Origin of the sequence: Gardnerella sp. DNF01141 (genome assembly GCF_049244255.1) — a bacterium.
In the GTDB taxonomy this organism is placed as follows: domain Bacteria; phylum Actinomycetota; class Actinomycetes; order Actinomycetales; family Bifidobacteriaceae; genus Bifidobacterium; species Bifidobacterium vaginale_E.
This window is the reverse complement of the sequence record NZ_CP058391.1, coordinates 1,087,894-1,102,297: the sequence shown is the minus strand read 5'-3', so window position 1 is coordinate 1,102,297 and position 14,404 is coordinate 1,087,894. Positions and strand designations below refer to the sequence as shown.

Annotated in this window: 13 protein-coding genes; 2 read left to right on the top strand and 11 right to left on the bottom strand. The window is 41.9% G+C overall.

Going from position 1 to position 14,404, the window contains the following annotated elements; translation table 11 throughout:
• Positions 1 to 3: 3 nt before the first annotated feature.
• The 10 genes from HXT35_RS04190 to HXT35_RS04145 all read right to left on the bottom strand — a co-directional run bounded on the left by HXT35_RS04190 (position 4) and on the right by HXT35_RS04145 (position 10,624).
• Positions 4 to 621, bottom strand: a complete 618-nt coding sequence (locus HXT35_RS04190; RefSeq protein WP_004129712.1) for an FMN-binding protein — start codon at positions 619 to 621, stop codon at positions 4 to 6.
• A 45-nt stretch (positions 622 to 666) separates the two neighbouring features.
• A complete protein-coding gene (locus HXT35_RS04185; protein WP_421787898.1) occupies positions 667 to 1,512 on the bottom strand; it encodes an ABC transporter ATP-binding protein in 846 nt (281 codons plus the stop codon).
• Positions 1,513 to 1,565: 53 nt separating this feature from the next.
• Entirely contained in the window at positions 1,566 to 2,849 is a 1,284-nt protein-coding gene (locus tag HXT35_RS04180; protein ID WP_421787896.1) for an ABC transporter permease, read from the bottom strand.
• Positions 2,839 to 4,173: an ABC transporter permease gene (locus tag HXT35_RS04175; RefSeq protein WP_421787894.1), complete on the bottom strand. Its 1,335-nt coding sequence runs from the start codon at positions 4,171 to 4,173 to the stop codon at positions 2,839 to 2,841. Before HXT35_RS04175 ends, HXT35_RS04180 begins: the two co-directional genes overlap by 11 nt.
• A gap of 10 nt (positions 4,174 to 4,183) precedes the next feature.
• On the bottom strand, positions 4,184 to 5,455 hold the full coding sequence (locus HXT35_RS04170) for a Fe-S-containing protein (RefSeq protein ID WP_421787892.1): 1,272 nt from the start codon (positions 5,453 to 5,455) through the stop codon (positions 4,184 to 4,186).
• Positions 5,456 to 5,553: 98 nt separating this feature from the next.
• The gene (locus tag HXT35_RS04165; RefSeq protein WP_019260645.1) at positions 5,554 to 6,198 is read right to left on the bottom strand and encodes an iron transporter; all 645 of its coding nucleotides are present in this window, start codon (positions 6,196 to 6,198) and stop codon (positions 5,554 to 5,556) included.
• A 91-nt stretch (positions 6,199 to 6,289) separates the two neighbouring features.
• Complete coding sequence (locus HXT35_RS04160) at positions 6,290 to 8,032, bottom strand: FTR1 family iron permease (protein WP_004129730.1); 1,743 nt, start codon at positions 8,030 to 8,032, stop codon at positions 6,290 to 6,292.
• 327 nt (positions 8,033 to 8,359) lie between these two features.
• Complete coding sequence (locus HXT35_RS04155) at positions 8,360 to 9,124, bottom strand: ABC transporter permease (protein ID WP_032843751.1); 765 nt, start codon at positions 9,122 to 9,124, stop codon at positions 8,360 to 8,362.
• Between the two features lie 13 nt (positions 9,125 to 9,137).
• Entirely contained in the window at positions 9,138 to 9,863 is a 726-nt protein-coding gene (locus HXT35_RS04150) for an ABC transporter permease (RefSeq protein ID WP_004129735.1), read from the bottom strand.
• Positions 9,860 to 10,624 carry an ABC transporter ATP-binding protein gene (locus HXT35_RS04145; protein WP_004129738.1) on the bottom strand — a complete coding sequence of 255 codons (765 nt, stop codon included), beginning with the start codon at positions 10,622 to 10,624 and terminating at the stop codon, positions 9,860 to 9,862. The genes HXT35_RS04150 and HXT35_RS04145 overlap by 4 nt, the downstream gene beginning before the upstream one ends.
• 138 nt (positions 10,625 to 10,762) lie before the next feature.
• Here HXT35_RS04145 and HXT35_RS04140 point away from each other — a divergent pair, with 138 nt between their 5' ends.
• Together HXT35_RS04140 and HXT35_RS04135 are read left to right on the top strand one after the other, a co-directional pair.
• A complete protein-coding gene (locus HXT35_RS04140; RefSeq protein ID WP_004129741.1) occupies positions 10,763 to 11,464 on the top strand; it encodes a response regulator transcription factor in 702 nt (233 codons plus the stop codon).
• A gap of 6 nt (positions 11,465 to 11,470) precedes the next feature.
• On the top strand, positions 11,471 to 12,880 hold the full coding sequence (locus tag HXT35_RS04135; protein ID WP_032843730.1) for a sensor histidine kinase: 1,410 nt from the start codon (positions 11,471 to 11,473) through the stop codon (positions 12,878 to 12,880).
• Positions 12,881 to 13,196: 316 nt separating this feature from the next.
• On the opposite strand, the gene HXT35_RS04130 is transcribed toward HXT35_RS04135, so the two are convergent.
• Complete coding sequence (locus HXT35_RS04130; protein WP_004129751.1) at positions 13,197 to 14,252, bottom strand: FAD:protein FMN transferase; 1,056 nt, start codon at positions 14,250 to 14,252, stop codon at positions 13,197 to 13,199.
• Positions 14,253 to 14,404 lie beyond the last annotated feature (152 nt).

The window sequence follows — 14,404 nt, the reverse complement described above, 5'->3', positions numbered from 1 at the left end:
AGATTATTGCGCGGATTGAATTGAAGCCTCTTGGCGAGCAACGTCAAGTGCTTTATTAAATGCGTCGCTAGTCCAACTTGCTCCAGCAACAACCGAAATATGCAAATCTTTCAACGGTTTTCCAACGATTTTTCCTGGAATAGCCTTTGAGAATGCATCCATATGGCCTCTTGAAATCGGCGTAAACGGATGAGGCGTTATTTGCACATCGCTAACATTTCCATTTGCAACGCTTAAATTTACTTCAATACTATCTTCTGCAACAGGGCCATACGTAGCTTTGATTTTATAATCGCCATCTTTATAATTGCCGGTGTCTGTTTTAGGATGATTCTGCTGGTTTTTAGAATCTTGCAAATCTCCAGAATCCTCAATTTGCGCAGAAGATTTAGATTGCTGAGCGCCAGCATCGTACTTTCCAGAAGGATTACCGCCATCATCAGCGCTCTGACCGGAATTACCAGCGAACTCATCGTTCATCGGCACAGCGCTTGGCTCACCACAAGCAGAAAACATAGCGGACGACGCGGCTACAATCGCAAGTGTAGCAACGGTTTTTGCAACTTTTTTGGATTTCAAATCATCGCGTGAAACATCGTGAAACATATTATCTGAAACCATAAAATCATCGCCTTCAAATCTTATATATTTTAAAACCTTGCGCAACTAATCATCTAAATTCGCCAACTTAGGCGACTTAGTAGGCTCATGGTCTTGCAAAGCTTCCGCAACGCTTTCATCAATATGCGCATTAGTAAACGCAGGCTTTCCACCAATAGCCTCGTACTCTTTGCGCGCATCCTCATTATTCCAGCGCTCACCAACAAGCACACCGTGATTAAGCATAATTTCACGATCCGCGCATTGCGCAACCAGAGAATCGTGAGTTACAACAATAATCGTCGTTCCTTGATTGTGTAGCTGCTTAAACAAGTCGAGCACAATCTGCTCATTCTTTTCGTCCAAATTACCAGTCGGCTCATCCGCAAGAAGCAATTTAGGGCAGTTTATAAGCGCACGCGCAACACAAACACGCTGCTGCTCGCCACCAGAAAGCTGGCTTGGCAGATGGTGAGCGCGGTCCTTCAATCCAACTCGATCCAAAGCATCCATTGCCTGAGCTTCGTCAACAACAGAATGATAGTATTGCGCAACCATCACGTTTTCAACTGCCGTTAAATGCGGCACAAGATAAAACTTTTGAAAAACTAAACCAATTACGTTTTTACGAACGTCTGCAAGCTGACCTGCATTCAAATCCTCAAGTTTGCGACCTTGCAAAGACACGGAACCCTTTGACGGCGAATCCATGCAGCCAATAATGTTCATAAGTGTGGTTTTACCAGAACCACTCGAGCCAACGATTGAAAGCCACTCACCTTCTGGCACAGTAAGCGACAAATCGTCAACCGCGCGAAGAGATCCATAAATCTTGGAAATATGGTCCAAAGTCAAAAGCATTTTTGGCATAGCTTTTGTGTTCTCCGGCTTAGTTTCTTTATTCTCTGTCATATTAAATCCTTAACTCAAATCCTTAGCTAATCACTCTAAAATCACTCTAAAAGCTATTCTTCTCGAAGCACAATCGCAGGGTCAATTTTTGAAGCGCGCAAAACAGGCGGCAACGCAGCAACGCAAGCAGCAATCAGGCTAAATGCAACAGAAAACGCAACAAGCCACCAATTCACGCCCAAATCTCTAGCAAACACCATTGCTGCAAGCAAACGAGCAAACACATACCCTATTGCAGTACCAGCAATGCCACCAATCAAGCCGTATAATCCAGCTTCGGCAGTAAACTCCACGCCAATACTCCGGGCACTCGCACCCAAAGCCTTGCGCAAACCAATTTCATTTCGACGCTGCTGCACAATCGAAGAAATAGTGGTACTCACACCAACCATCATCAGCACTAAAACAACAAGCGACACAATGCAGAACAGGCTGCGAAGCATTGTAATAATACCAGTGTCAGCAGCAGTAACTTTAGTAACTTGCTGAGCGCGCACACGCATAGAAGTCATGTCGTTAATGCTTCTCACAACAGCATCGACGCTAGGCGCAGAAGACGAGTAAGCAATCACGTCTGCTCCGCGCTTAACGCCAGTAAGAGTATTCACATCCGCATTAAGAGCATAAAGCATGGAATCTTCCGCACCACCAGTGTCCAAAATGCCACAAACGCGGAAAGTTGTGCCGTGAGTATCCATAATATCCGTTGAAACACGGCCTTCAACAAGCTTTTGTTGAGATGAATTTTGCGCAGACTGATTTGCAGACTTACTTGCGGACTTACTTGCAGACTTTTCTGCCGGCTTATGCGAGCCGTCAGTATTATCCGAAGATCTATACGCAATTGCAATGCGAGAGCCTATTTTTAAGCCCATTGCGGAAGCAACATCTCGCCCAACCATCACATTTCCGCTGCTCGGCCAAGAGCCATCCACATTCCAATGCTTGTTAAGAGACTTTACTGAACGAACATCTATTCCTGCTAAAACATACGGAGCTGCGTTAATACGCACATTTTCGTAACGATATGTAGCAGAACGCATAGCACCTTTTGCAAGAACCATATCGTTTGTGTGCAAAACCATTGCACGATCAATACCGTTTTTCCACTCGCCCTCTAAAGGAGTTACGATAATATTCGCTCCATACGCACGCATTTCGTCGCTCATCTGCTGAGGTACAACCAAGCAGATTGCAGCCAAACAAAACAGCGTAGCAGCACCAACAAGAGTTGCAATAACAGCCATTAAAGCACGCGATTTTCGGCGAAATACCGCGCTAAATAGCATAGTTATAAACATTGCATTGTTGGAAGTCATATAAGATTTACCTGCCATGAAGCACCTCCGCAGGACGCACACTCAGAATCGAACGAATCGACGAGCCTGCAGCCGCAAGCACAGTCAACGCAAGCAGCACAAACACCAGAACAAATACCATTGGTCGGAACAAAATCGCAGAGCCAAACACTGTAAAACCAATAATCTGCGCAACCGCAAATCCCAAAGCCATGCCGAGTAACGCTCCACCAAACGCAATAACCGCGGTTTCCATAAGCATTAACCGCGCAACAGCACCATCTCGCGCACCTAACGCCTTAAGCAATGCAAGCTCGCCCGAACGCTCAGAAATCGAAGCAGCCATAAGATTCGCCACAGCAACAGCCGCAGCAATCAAGCTCAACGCAGTCATCAAAACCATAACAGCGCGCGTCTTATTTAACACGTTACCCTGAAGAGCTGCAACTTGACGAACCTGCTTTGCAACAGCTCCAGGAATTACCTCCTCAATTTGGTAAGTAATCGAACTCGGGTAAGCAGTGCAATACCAAGTTTCCCACTCTTCCTGGCTGAGCGCTGCCGGATTTTTAGCCGCCTTACGCGCTAAATCATTTTCAGGAGTAGTAAGCGCTTTTACCTCAATCAAATCAGCCATATTCGGCTTATTTGCAAGGCTTTGAGCATTACTAGAATCTGCGTAAATTGCGTTATTGTCGTCGTCGCCAGAATCGTATACGCCAACCAAGCGCAACGAAACCTCGCGCCCGTCACGAAGCAAACGCAAACGCTGACCAATTTTTAAGTGCAAGCGCTCAGCTAATTGAACGCCTACCATTGCTTCTGATTGATTATCTTTTGCCCAACGGCCTGCATTAATTTTCCACCAAGAGCGCAAGCCTCGAACACCAACAACAGTTGTTTCCCCTGAAGCGAGCGCAAGCTTGCGATTAAACCAAGTTCCAACAATAGGCACAACAGTTTTAGTAGAAGACTTCGATTCAAGATTTGCGTGAACTTTTATTTTCGGCGCAAAATTCGTAATATTGAACGCCCAAAAAATCATTTTAATTTTTGCAGCATCCGATTCCTTCAAAAAAGCAGTAGACTCTTGGCTTTCAGCAGCTGCTAGATTATGCAAAGAAGCAGCGTCTTCCTGCTCGCGAGACGCATACAAATCATTTACAACAGCGCTAGATTTTGGCTGAACAACAATATTCGAACCATACGAGCTAAGCTCGGCGTTAATCTTGTCTCCAACGTCGTACACAACGCTAAGCATTGACACGCTAACGCACGCACTTAAGCACACTACAAGCGCAATCAGCACACGCTTTTTTATTTGCCGCACAAGAGATCGAGCAACCATGCGTATCATAAACATTAGTTGCTCCTTACTTAAAGTGCGAACTAAGCACGTCTAAATCAGCAGTATGAATTGTGATTTTGCCATGCCCAGCCTTGTACGGGAACGGAATCGGATTGCAACCACCCTTAAAACCAATAGTTGCTAAGTTAATTGCTACGTCGCATTTTCTACAAATAATCTTACCGTCTTTTTCGTAGTAGCCTGCGTCTCCACAGTTTTCACACGCGTCCAAGCCAACACCATACGCTCCACCATTCTTTTTAATGATTATAAAGCGCATAACAGTGCCATCTTTTGCTTTGTATTGGAAACGATGAAGGTGGCCGTCTGAAATTTGCACAAAGTTGATAGTTGCCACACCATCGTGCAATTCGTACGGTTCAGGAGGCGTAAGAGTTGGCTTAATATTCATAATAGATACGCCTACAGTAAGCGTAAGTGTTACTGTAACAGCAGCCAAAAGTGCTGCGAGCGCAGACTTGCGAGATTTGCGCTTAAATGCACGCTTTGTGCGAATTTCTGCAGCATTTTCTCCAACTACTGCCGTCTTAAAACCGATTATGAGAGAAGCAACTGCAGGAATCAAAAATACGCTAATTTGCGCCATAATCATAAGCGGATTATTGTTAATCAGCCAAACAAGCACGCTGAAAGAAAAGTCGTCAATATAAAGCAGAATACTTCCTTGCATAATCTGCAAAAGTGAAGTTACGTGCTGCACAAGCAGAATAATCATGCTGAGCACAATTGCAATTTTGAAGGAAATTGCGTTAGATGTGGCTCGCAAAGAGCGCACCATAAGACTTATGCAAATCGCGGCAGCTGCACCAAGCACGAATCCGAGCGCGCGAAGAAGCATGTCGGATGTAAAAGGCGGCGTACTTGAATCTACAAAAATAGTAAGCTGTAAAATAACATCCGGAAGCGCATAAAATACTGTAAATGCTAGTGCGCACGCGCCAATTGCGTTGCTTATGTGCATTGCAAGTGGATGCTCACGCCAGTTTTCAACAGTTTTGCGAGAGCGAATTACAACAGCAATCGCTGCAATATCGAAAGGAACTGCAACGCAAAGCGCCGGCATGTTCACAAAGTTACGCTGATTAATTACTACGCTTGCGCGAAGAATTGCAAAAATAAGTGCAGCAACTGTGCCAAACGACAATCCGTACAGTCTCCAGCGCGCACTCAGCGGCTTATCTCGCCCCTCACCAACCGTAAGCGAGGCACTTAAGCCCATTGTAAGTAGCATAAGAGGGAGCAGCCCAGGAAGCACTGTTACGAACAGTCTGAGCATAACTCCCTCCTTTGCTATTAGTTACAATCTATTATTCAATAGTTTCTAATATTTACTAACAATCACTAATTGTTATTACTAACTATTACTAACTATTACTACCACTGACGAGGAGTGTACTTCCAATCGTCGAATGTGGCCTTGATTGGCTCAGTCCAGAAGCGGCCGGTTACGCCGGTAGCAGGATCAACGTGAAGCATCCAACCCTTCTTTTCTGGGGATTCAATCGAAAGTACGAGCTTGTAGTTTCCAGCCTTGTCGAGCTTAACGTTTGCACCATAGTGAGGACCGTCGGAAGCATTCATCTGCATGAAAGTGCCCTTGCCAACGGATTCGCCGCTTGCCTTGTCAACAATCTCATAGTTCACAGTCAAATCTGGAATGAACTCGCCCTTACCGTAGCCGAGCTTAGTGCCTTTTTGGTTAGCATGAATATCTGCCTCAAGGTGGAAGCTAGCCTCTGAAGCCTTCAAACCCATGCCAGCTGGAACCATGTCCACTGGCTGGAAGTACACAGCGCCAATAGTAAGAGGTCCAATGTTTTGATCCTGGTGAGGGCCAACTGGAACCTCTTCAAAGCCCTTATCGCCGCCTTTGTCATCAGCCTTGTCGTCAGCCTTCTGCTCGGTTGCCTGTGACTTAGAAGCAGACTTTGCGGAATTTCCGTTAGAACCGCAGCCGGCAAGCGCAAGCACACCTGCGAGAGCCAAAGCTGCAATTGCCATCATTTTTTTATTCTTCATATCTAACCTTTTCTTTTGATTGATTAGTTATTTTTATTATTTATTGTTTAGTTGTTATTTAGTTATTTATTTGTTATTTATTTAATTTTGCCTATTTACCTTCTATCGCGCGCTTTCCACGACTCCGCGCAATAGACACGCAAAGTAGCGAAATTACCACGATTGCAGCAACAATCTGAGCCGTAATCGTTTCCACATACGGATAGAACCCAAGCCAATCGTTAGTTGGCAAGCCTTGAATATACATACCTGCGAGCGCATCACCCTCAATAAGAGCATGCACGCCGCCGCCGGCAAAAATCACCACAAGCACAGACATAAGAGCACTTGTGCCGGTAAAGAATGGGCGAATTGGTATGCGAACGGAAGCAAAACGAATAAGCAAGAATATAACTACCAGAACTGCAGCCGCGGCAGCAAAACCGCCCCAAATCAGGGAGTCAGCCCCGCTTGAAACAGCAAAAATAGCCTGATAGAAGATTACGGTTTCTGCGCCTTCTCTAAACACCGCAAGGAAGCTAAGCAGAGCGAGTGAAATCAGACTGCCTTTAGACACTGCAGCCGTAGTCTGATCACTAATATACTTATTCCACGCTTGTACGGAAGAACGCGAAATCATCCAGTTGCTTGTGTAAAGAAGCATAAGCATTGCAAACAGTGCAACCACGCCTTCTGTAATCTCTTGCTGAGGTCCAGAACCGTTGAAAAGTAAGCCAAACAGTGCGGCAACAACCAGCGAAGCTACAATACCGGCAGCAAGTCCTAAGTAAATGTACTTAACCATGTTTTTGTGGCCGGATTTAATCAGGTACGCAATAATTGCGGCAACAACCAGCAGCGCTTCCAAGCCTTCGCGAAGCAAAATCACAAAAGCTTGGCCGAAAGAACTGGTTATAAACTGCATAAATGGATTAGCGTTTGAAGATGCGCCTTTATCTAATTTCGCCGAGTCTTCAATAAGCATTGCTTTAAGATCCGTTACGAACTTTTTAGCTTGCTCAACAGTTTTTCCGTTGTTCATTGCTTGGCGGCACTCTTTGAACTGATATTCGACAGTTGAAACGCGACTACCGCTTATTGCGTTCATTACATTCTTTTCAAAACCTAGCTTTTCGTAATACTGATAGTAGGCTTCGTTGATTAAATCAACTGCTGTTGCAACTTGAGACTTGTTTCCTTTTGCAGATTTGTAGGTTGCAACAGATTTGTCTAGAATAACGTTCATTTCTCGAGCAACTTGACTCCATGTGCGACCATTGCGCCCAAGATTTTTCTTTTTTGCAGCATCGAGCTTTTTGCGTTCTGCTTTGATTTGTGCACGAAGTTTTTGCGAGTAAACATTTGGCTTATCTATTTTTGAGTTTGAGTCAAGCTGAGCTGCAGTTTGCGCAACATCTTCCGAAAGAGCTTTTGATACAGCGGCTATTTGATCTCCCTGATTTTGCTGGTACACAAGCGTTTGTAGCTGCTGAAATTGATCGCTTTGCGATTGAACTTTGTTTTGGCCAAAAGTATCTCGCACAACAGTAATCATATTCGAAGCAACATAAACGGAATTGTAAGCTGCTTGGAATCGTGTGGCAGCTCCCGAATTATTGCCGCTTTTATATTCACTTTGGCCCTGATTCAATTGGCTATCAATCGCCTTAGAAACATCCGACCAACTGGCGTACGAACGATCTGCGTCTGTTGCAAAAGCTGGCGTAGTTACAGCAAACGAGCTTATAACAAAACTCGCAAACGTACACATAGACATGCACACAGCCATGCACACAGCCAGCATGAGCGCGGTAGCGCCGGAAACAACTCGGCGCACACTTTTACACGCGCGCATAACATCTCCTCGTGTCTTCTTACACTTCCTGCTTCTCAACGCGCTCTACCCCGATTGAGCGCACCCAACTAAAACTTGCCATCAAAGGCCCCACAGGTACATAATATCGACATATCAAGTAGATTGATATAGTTCGGAGCAAAAAACACGCAAATATTACAAAAATGATATTGATAACGAGAATTATCAATATCATTTTTCGTGATTAGTCAGCAAAAAAGTGCGCGGGAAATGCGCGCGTTTTGCGTATAGCTAAAACCTTATATGAGATTTTGCAAGTCGCATCTGCATTTGTTATTTCGCAGCATTGTTATTTAGTATCCCTTGTTATCTCATTTCTTTTTTGCCAAATTGTGTTATTGCTATCAAAAATACGAACAAAGATATTGCAATTGCGCATGGCAAAAATGGTATAAGATTAAATCCGTTTCCTAATCCTGTTGATGTAACTGCATGTAGAGAGCGGGAGACCATATATCCGCTGTAGCAATAAGGATAAACTATCCAAAGTGGAGTATTTGCTATTAATACGCCAGGAATTACAAGAAGTATATTTAATCCAACGGATAACATTGACTTTTCAAAAAGCACAGTAATCGCCCACATGACTATTACGCTTGGAATCATAGTCAAAAACAGATCTAAACACCATTTTAGTAGATACATAATTGGTAGCGTTTCTGTAACTCCTGTGCTACTGGTTGCAAACAATCCTGCTATAACGAATACAGCAAAAAATACGACCATTTCCATAAGCAAATAAAATAACAGTACGCAAAATTTTGCAGCAGAAATCGCGTATCGGCTAACAGGAAGTGCCAGCATTTTTAGTATTCCGTTATTGCTTGTTTCTCGTCCTGCAATCATAACGCAAATAACAATCATACTAAGAGGAAGCAAATAGTATGAATAGACTAATGCGCTTTGAATAAACATAGCAGCCCATGCGTGTGTATATTCTGGGGTGAAGTAGCTATGAAGGCTTGCTACACCAGATCCAACCACAATTAGTGGTGCAATAAAAATTAAAGGAATAATTTTACTACGCTTTACTTTCTTAAATTCGATTCTAAGAAGTTCAAAAAATCTCATTTTCATAATCTCCTTATTCGTAGTGCAGGTTCTTAGCTGCCCACAATCCAGAACATAAAAACAGAAGTGTTTCAACTATGGATACGATTACGACCGTAATATTAGGCTGCGCGCTCATGGCAACTGCTGGTTTTAACATAACGATAAAAGGTGATGCCATAAAAAGTACTATGTCTGACGAAGCCAATGCCATGCCGCTTAAAAATCCTGCTACACCAATTCCAAGCGTTACCCACATGTTTTCAAATCGTGATGATACAAAAATCATAAAGGACAATACAGGCATTGACGTAATAAATGAATATGCAGCAAAAGATATAAGAGTACTTACATTAAACGTGCCTTGTGGCAAATCTGTTACACCGATTTTTGCAAGTGCTAAATTTTGTATGCAAATAGCGATTAGTAATAGAACAGTCAGCAGCATAAATTTGCATAGGTACATAGCAGGAACGCTCATAGGCAGCATATGCATCTTTTTTACTGCATTTCCCTTAAATTCCATGTTGTAGATAATGCATGCTGCGACTATTATGCCGAACATGTTTAACACCATAATCATGCCGTAAAGCTGTGTGAGAAGAATATCCATAGGAGCTAAAGGCAGGTTTAATAATGTATTTTTTCGTACAATGAAATTCGCAAAAGCGTACGCTGCTCCCATAACGCCAATAGCAATCATAAGAGCTATAAAGCCAGTTCTCTTGCATTTTTTTAGTTCGATTACAAGCGTTTTCATAGTCTTGCACTCTGTTTCCTGATCTTATTGTCTTCATCAATCATGGATAGGAACATATCTTCCAAATTGTCGGAAGCAAAACCAGATTGTAATGCATGCTGTCGTAGTTCATCTAAACTACCTTCAAATAACAAGTGTCCGTGATTAAGTATTCCAATATCATCTGCAATAAGCTCAATTTCGGATAGCATATGAGAAGAAATAAGAATCGTGCAATCGTAAAGATCTGGCAGCGACTTAATCAGGTTTCGGATTTCGTGTATGCCAGATGGATCGAGTCCATTTGTTGGCTCATCTAAAATCAAAATAGGTGGTCTACCAAGCAATGCTCCAGCAAGACCAAGCCTTTGCTTCATGCCAAGCGAATATTTTTTTGCAAGACGGTCTGCAAACTCAGAAAGACCTACTAATTCTAATGCGTCATCAACTGCACTCTTAGGTAGTTCTAAAATGCGACGTATAATGTCAAGATTTTCTCTACCTGTTAGATTTGCATAGAAAGATGGTGATTCAATAAACGAGCCTATTTCTTTCAAAATAGGTATGCGGTCGGCAGGAAACTGCTTTCCGTCGATTGTAAATACACCTTTTGTTGGAGCCGTAAGCCCTAGGAGCATTTTCATTGTTGTAGATTTTCCAGCTCCATTTGGCCCAAGAAAGCCGTAAATGCTACCTTTGCGAATATGAAGTGAAACATCATTAACAGCAATAAATGACTTATATTTTTTTGTTAAATGTTCTGTTGTAACAATATTGTTCATGGCAATATCTCCTTTCGGGATTTATGATATTGCGTCAACCTTTCTACAACATTCTCTTCACCTTACATCTACCTTACATTTTTATGCGAGGTCAAAAAATGAATATTCACATGGCATAATAATGTTAGGGGGTTCTCCATGAATCGGAATGATTATTTATTGAACAAGCATCTGCTACTTGTTGATGATGAGCAGGAACTTCTAGATATGGTTGTATCCATATTAAACGAATACGGTTTTTATAATATAACGACTGCAAAAAGTATAAAAGATGCAGTAGAGGCAACACAAAAATTACGTCCAGAATTAGCAATACTTGATGTTATGCTCCCAGACGGTAATGGATTTGAGTTAATGAAGCAGATAAAACAATATAGCGATTGTCCTATTTTATTCCTTACGGCTTGCGGTGAAGATGAAGATAAGTTTAAGGGATTTGACTTAGGCGCAGACGATTATATTGTAAAGCCGTTTCTTCCAAAAGAGCTAACGTTTCGCATTATGGCAATTTTAAGACGAAGCTACAAGAGCGAAAATCCCATTGTTAAACTGAAAAATAGTCAGATTGATTTTTCTTCTGCCCAAGTAATAAAAAATAACGAACATATTCCACTCACGGCCAAAGAACACGATTTGCTTTCTGCTTTATATAGAAATGCTGGATGCATTGTAACAATTGACGCGTTATGTGAAGCTGCATGGGGAGCTAATCCTTTTGGATATGAAAATTCTTTAATGGCACATATACGTCGTATCAGAGAAAAAATAGAACTCAATCCATCGCAGCCTGTTTCTTTAATAACAGTTAAAGGCTTAGGATATAAGCTTATTGTGGAGTAAAGCAGAATGAAAAGCATACCAAAACTAATACAACGCTTTATAAGTATTTTTCTACTAAGCTCTGTGCTTGTAGTATTAATGAATATTATTGCGTTTGCTGTACTTATAGGAAATTACGCTCCCGATAAAGAGATGTCTCCTTATAGCATAGCAAAAGAGACGGGAGAAGCATTACATTTATCACCAAGTGGGGATTATGCATTATCAAAAAATATGTCTTCCAAATTGACAAATTCTGGCGCATGGGCAATTTTGATTGATAATAATACGTTGAAAGTCGTATGGAAAACAGAAAATGTCCCTGCAGGTATCCCAAACAACTATACTTTGTCTGATATAGCTAATTTGAGCGTTGGATACATTGATGATTATCCAACTTACACTGGCAAAAATAAGGATGGAGTTGTTGTAGTCGGATTTCCGCACAACAGCTTTTGGAAACATACTCAACCAAGTTGGAACTACAGTTTAATCTCAAATTTTCCGCAGATTGTTTTAAGCGTATTATTTATCAACATTTTGCTGATTCTTGGAATTTATTTAATAGCTAATATAAAACTACTAAAATCAATTAATCCGATTACGAAAGGGATACAACGTTTATCTAGTGGAGAAAGCGTGCATATTCCAGAAATAGGAGCGCTTTCAGAAATTTCATCTAACATAAATTCTGCTTCCGATATTTTGCAAATACAAAAAGAACAATTGAGGAAAAGGGAGACTGCGAGAGCGAATTGGATAGCTGGGGTTTCGCATGATATTCGTACGCCGTTATCTATGGTTATGGGATATGCGGGACAGTTAGAAAATTCTCTCCATATTTCGCAAGAAGATCGTAAAAAAGCGACGATGATTATTAAGCAAAGTGCCAGAATGAAGAATTTGATTAATGACCTTAATCTGGCTTCAAAACTTGAATACAATATGCAACCAATTATGAAAAAAGAGGAAAATGTTGTTGCTGTTGTTAGGCAAGTTGTTGTGGATTTTATGAATATGGGTATGCAAGATGAGTTTTCGATTAAATGGGAAACAGACGCAGAATTGACTGTTTGCAATATTAATGTAGACAAAGATTTATTAAAACGAGCAATATCTAATCTTATTCAGAACAGCATATCTCATAATGAAAATGGGTGCACGATTTATGTATCCGTTGCTGCAAATAATAATAATTGTATTATTTGTGTTGAAGATAACGGTATAGGTGTTTCAGATGAAAAAATCGAAAAGCTTAACCATGCACCGCACTATATGATTTGCGATACAAGTACTGCAGAGCAACGGCATGGTTTGGGTTTGCTGATTGTTCAGCAGATTATTGGCGCTCATAATGGAACAGTTGATATAAGTAGAAGCAAATACGGTGGGTTTAAGGTTGAGTTAACAGTGCCGAGTAAAAAATTTGGGTTATAGACCTTTTGGCCTATAACCCAAATATCCAGTATTTATTAGTTGTCTTTTTTGTGCACTACCAGAAATCATTACGCCACTATCTCTAAGATGTCGCATTAAAGAATCAACTGTTTTATAAGACATTACACATAATCTCTTCTCTGCAATTTTTTACTTTACAGTAAAATTCATTTTACAATTTTACTATTCACATTTGAAAGTGTAAGTTGATTGCGATAATACTCGTATTGCTTGCATAGAACTTCAATTCTGCAGGCAAGCTAACTCGCATCGTCATTATTGGGCATTAGTTTGCATTAGTTGAAATCAAGCGGAATCAGGCTGCAAAAAAGTGCGCGGGAAATGCGCGCGTTTTGCGAAGCGTTTTATTAGGCAGAATTACAGCAAACTCAGCGCTGGTAGTTTGCACGATTTTTTGCAAATCGCTTTCTTGCGATACAAACAACGCTGTTGCGAGCGCATCAGCATAAGCCGTTGGAAAAGCGCAAGTTTTGGCAGGAATGTACGCCCAGCTTGCAGAAAGTTTTTGCGCAGGAGTTCCATCTAAAGCGTTGATTAAGTGAGTCGCAATTAAATTAGACTCAAATACACTTGCATCTTTGCCTAAATAACTTGCGTCTTTTACTTTCCATCGCCTTCTTGAAGTAGACGATGCACACAACGCTCCACTTGCGATTGATGCCACTGCAACTGCTTGAGTTGTGTCAAAAGGATTTTCCAGAGCCACTTTTATTTGACTATTCTCTTCGCTAAAACAAGCGCGCATATCTCCGCCAGCGTTTACCAAAAAATCAAAATCCGCGAGTGAATCACAATTCGAAGGAATATCGCCACTGAGCTCCTCTTTAATAATCTGTGTTACAAGATCTACAAAATAACCTTTACCAGCTGCACCAAAATCAAGATGCACTGGCTTATTTGTGCGAAGCGTTGCACTGCCGTCATTTCGCGAAATATCTGCCCACGTAACTGGCAGAGCGCGGCGATAATTAGCCCAACTGTGACTGCTGCTATTCTCGTTCTCACTCGCGTTAGTAGTAGACTCTGGAACGAATTGCACAGAATTATCGTATCCAAGCGCAAGCAGATCCGCGCCAACGCAAGCATCAAAAGCTCCGTGCGTTACAGCGTAAAACTCGTCGTAAATCTCAAAAATCGGCTGCACCCACGACGGAAACTCAAAATCGCCGCCAGCAGCCGCACAGGCCATGCGTGAAACTAGCGAATCTGCGCGAAAGCGCGAAAGCACCGATTCATACTCGTCAATAAAAGCGCGAATCCGCTTTTCAACGCGCTGCGGAATCGGCTTGCTGCTGGAGATAATAATCCCCATGCCAAGCGCGCGCTCAAACGCAGTAACATTCCTAAACATCGCTTGCTTCACCCACTTAAGTCAAAACTCTCTGTTACTCGTCAAAATCCGCAACAAAACAACGAAAACAGCAAAATGTCAACATAGTTTACAGAAAGTCGCGTGTTATACAGCCATTTTTAAAAAATAGCAGCATAGTACGCAAAATATAT

Coding starts and splice junctions, on each gene's coding strand:
- HXT35_RS04190 (WP_004129712.1), bottom strand. CDS start 621: ATGGTTTCAGATAATATGTTTCACGATGTTTCACGCGATGATTTGAAA.
- HXT35_RS04185 (WP_421787898.1), bottom strand. CDS start 1,512: ATGACAGAGAATAAAGAAACTAAGCCGGAGAACACAAAAGCTATGCCA.
- HXT35_RS04180 (WP_421787896.1), bottom strand. CDS start 2,849: ATGGCAGGTAAATCTTATATGACTTCCAACAATGCAATGTTTATAACT.
- HXT35_RS04175 (WP_421787894.1), bottom strand. CDS start 4,173: ATGTTTATGATACGCATGGTTGCTCGATCTCTTGTGCGGCAAATAAAA.
- HXT35_RS04170 (WP_421787892.1), bottom strand. CDS start 5,455: ATGCTCAGACTGTTCGTAACAGTGCTTCCTGGGCTGCTCCCTCTTATG.
- HXT35_RS04165 (WP_019260645.1), bottom strand. CDS start 6,198: ATGAAGAATAAAAAAATGATGGCAATTGCAGCTTTGGCTCTCGCAGGT.
- HXT35_RS04160 (WP_004129730.1), bottom strand. CDS start 8,032: ATGCGCGCGTGTAAAAGTGTGCGCCGAGTTGTTTCCGGCGCTACCGCG.
- HXT35_RS04155 (WP_032843751.1), bottom strand. CDS start 9,124: ATGAGATTTTTTGAACTTCTTAGAATCGAATTTAAGAAAGTAAAGCGT.
- HXT35_RS04150 (WP_004129735.1), bottom strand. CDS start 9,863: ATGAAAACGCTTGTAATCGAACTAAAAAAATGCAAGAGAACTGGCTTT.
- HXT35_RS04145 (WP_004129738.1), bottom strand. CDS start 10,624: ATGAACAATATTGTTACAACAGAACATTTAACAAAAAAATATAAGTCA.
- HXT35_RS04140 (WP_004129741.1), top strand. CDS start 10,763: ATGAATCGGAATGATTATTTATTGAACAAGCATCTGCTACTTGTTGAT.
- HXT35_RS04135 (WP_032843730.1), top strand. CDS start 11,471: ATGAAAAGCATACCAAAACTAATACAACGCTTTATAAGTATTTTTCTA.
- HXT35_RS04130 (WP_004129751.1), bottom strand. CDS start 14,252: ATGTTTAGGAATGTTACTGCGTTTGAGCGCGCGCTTGGCATGGGGATT.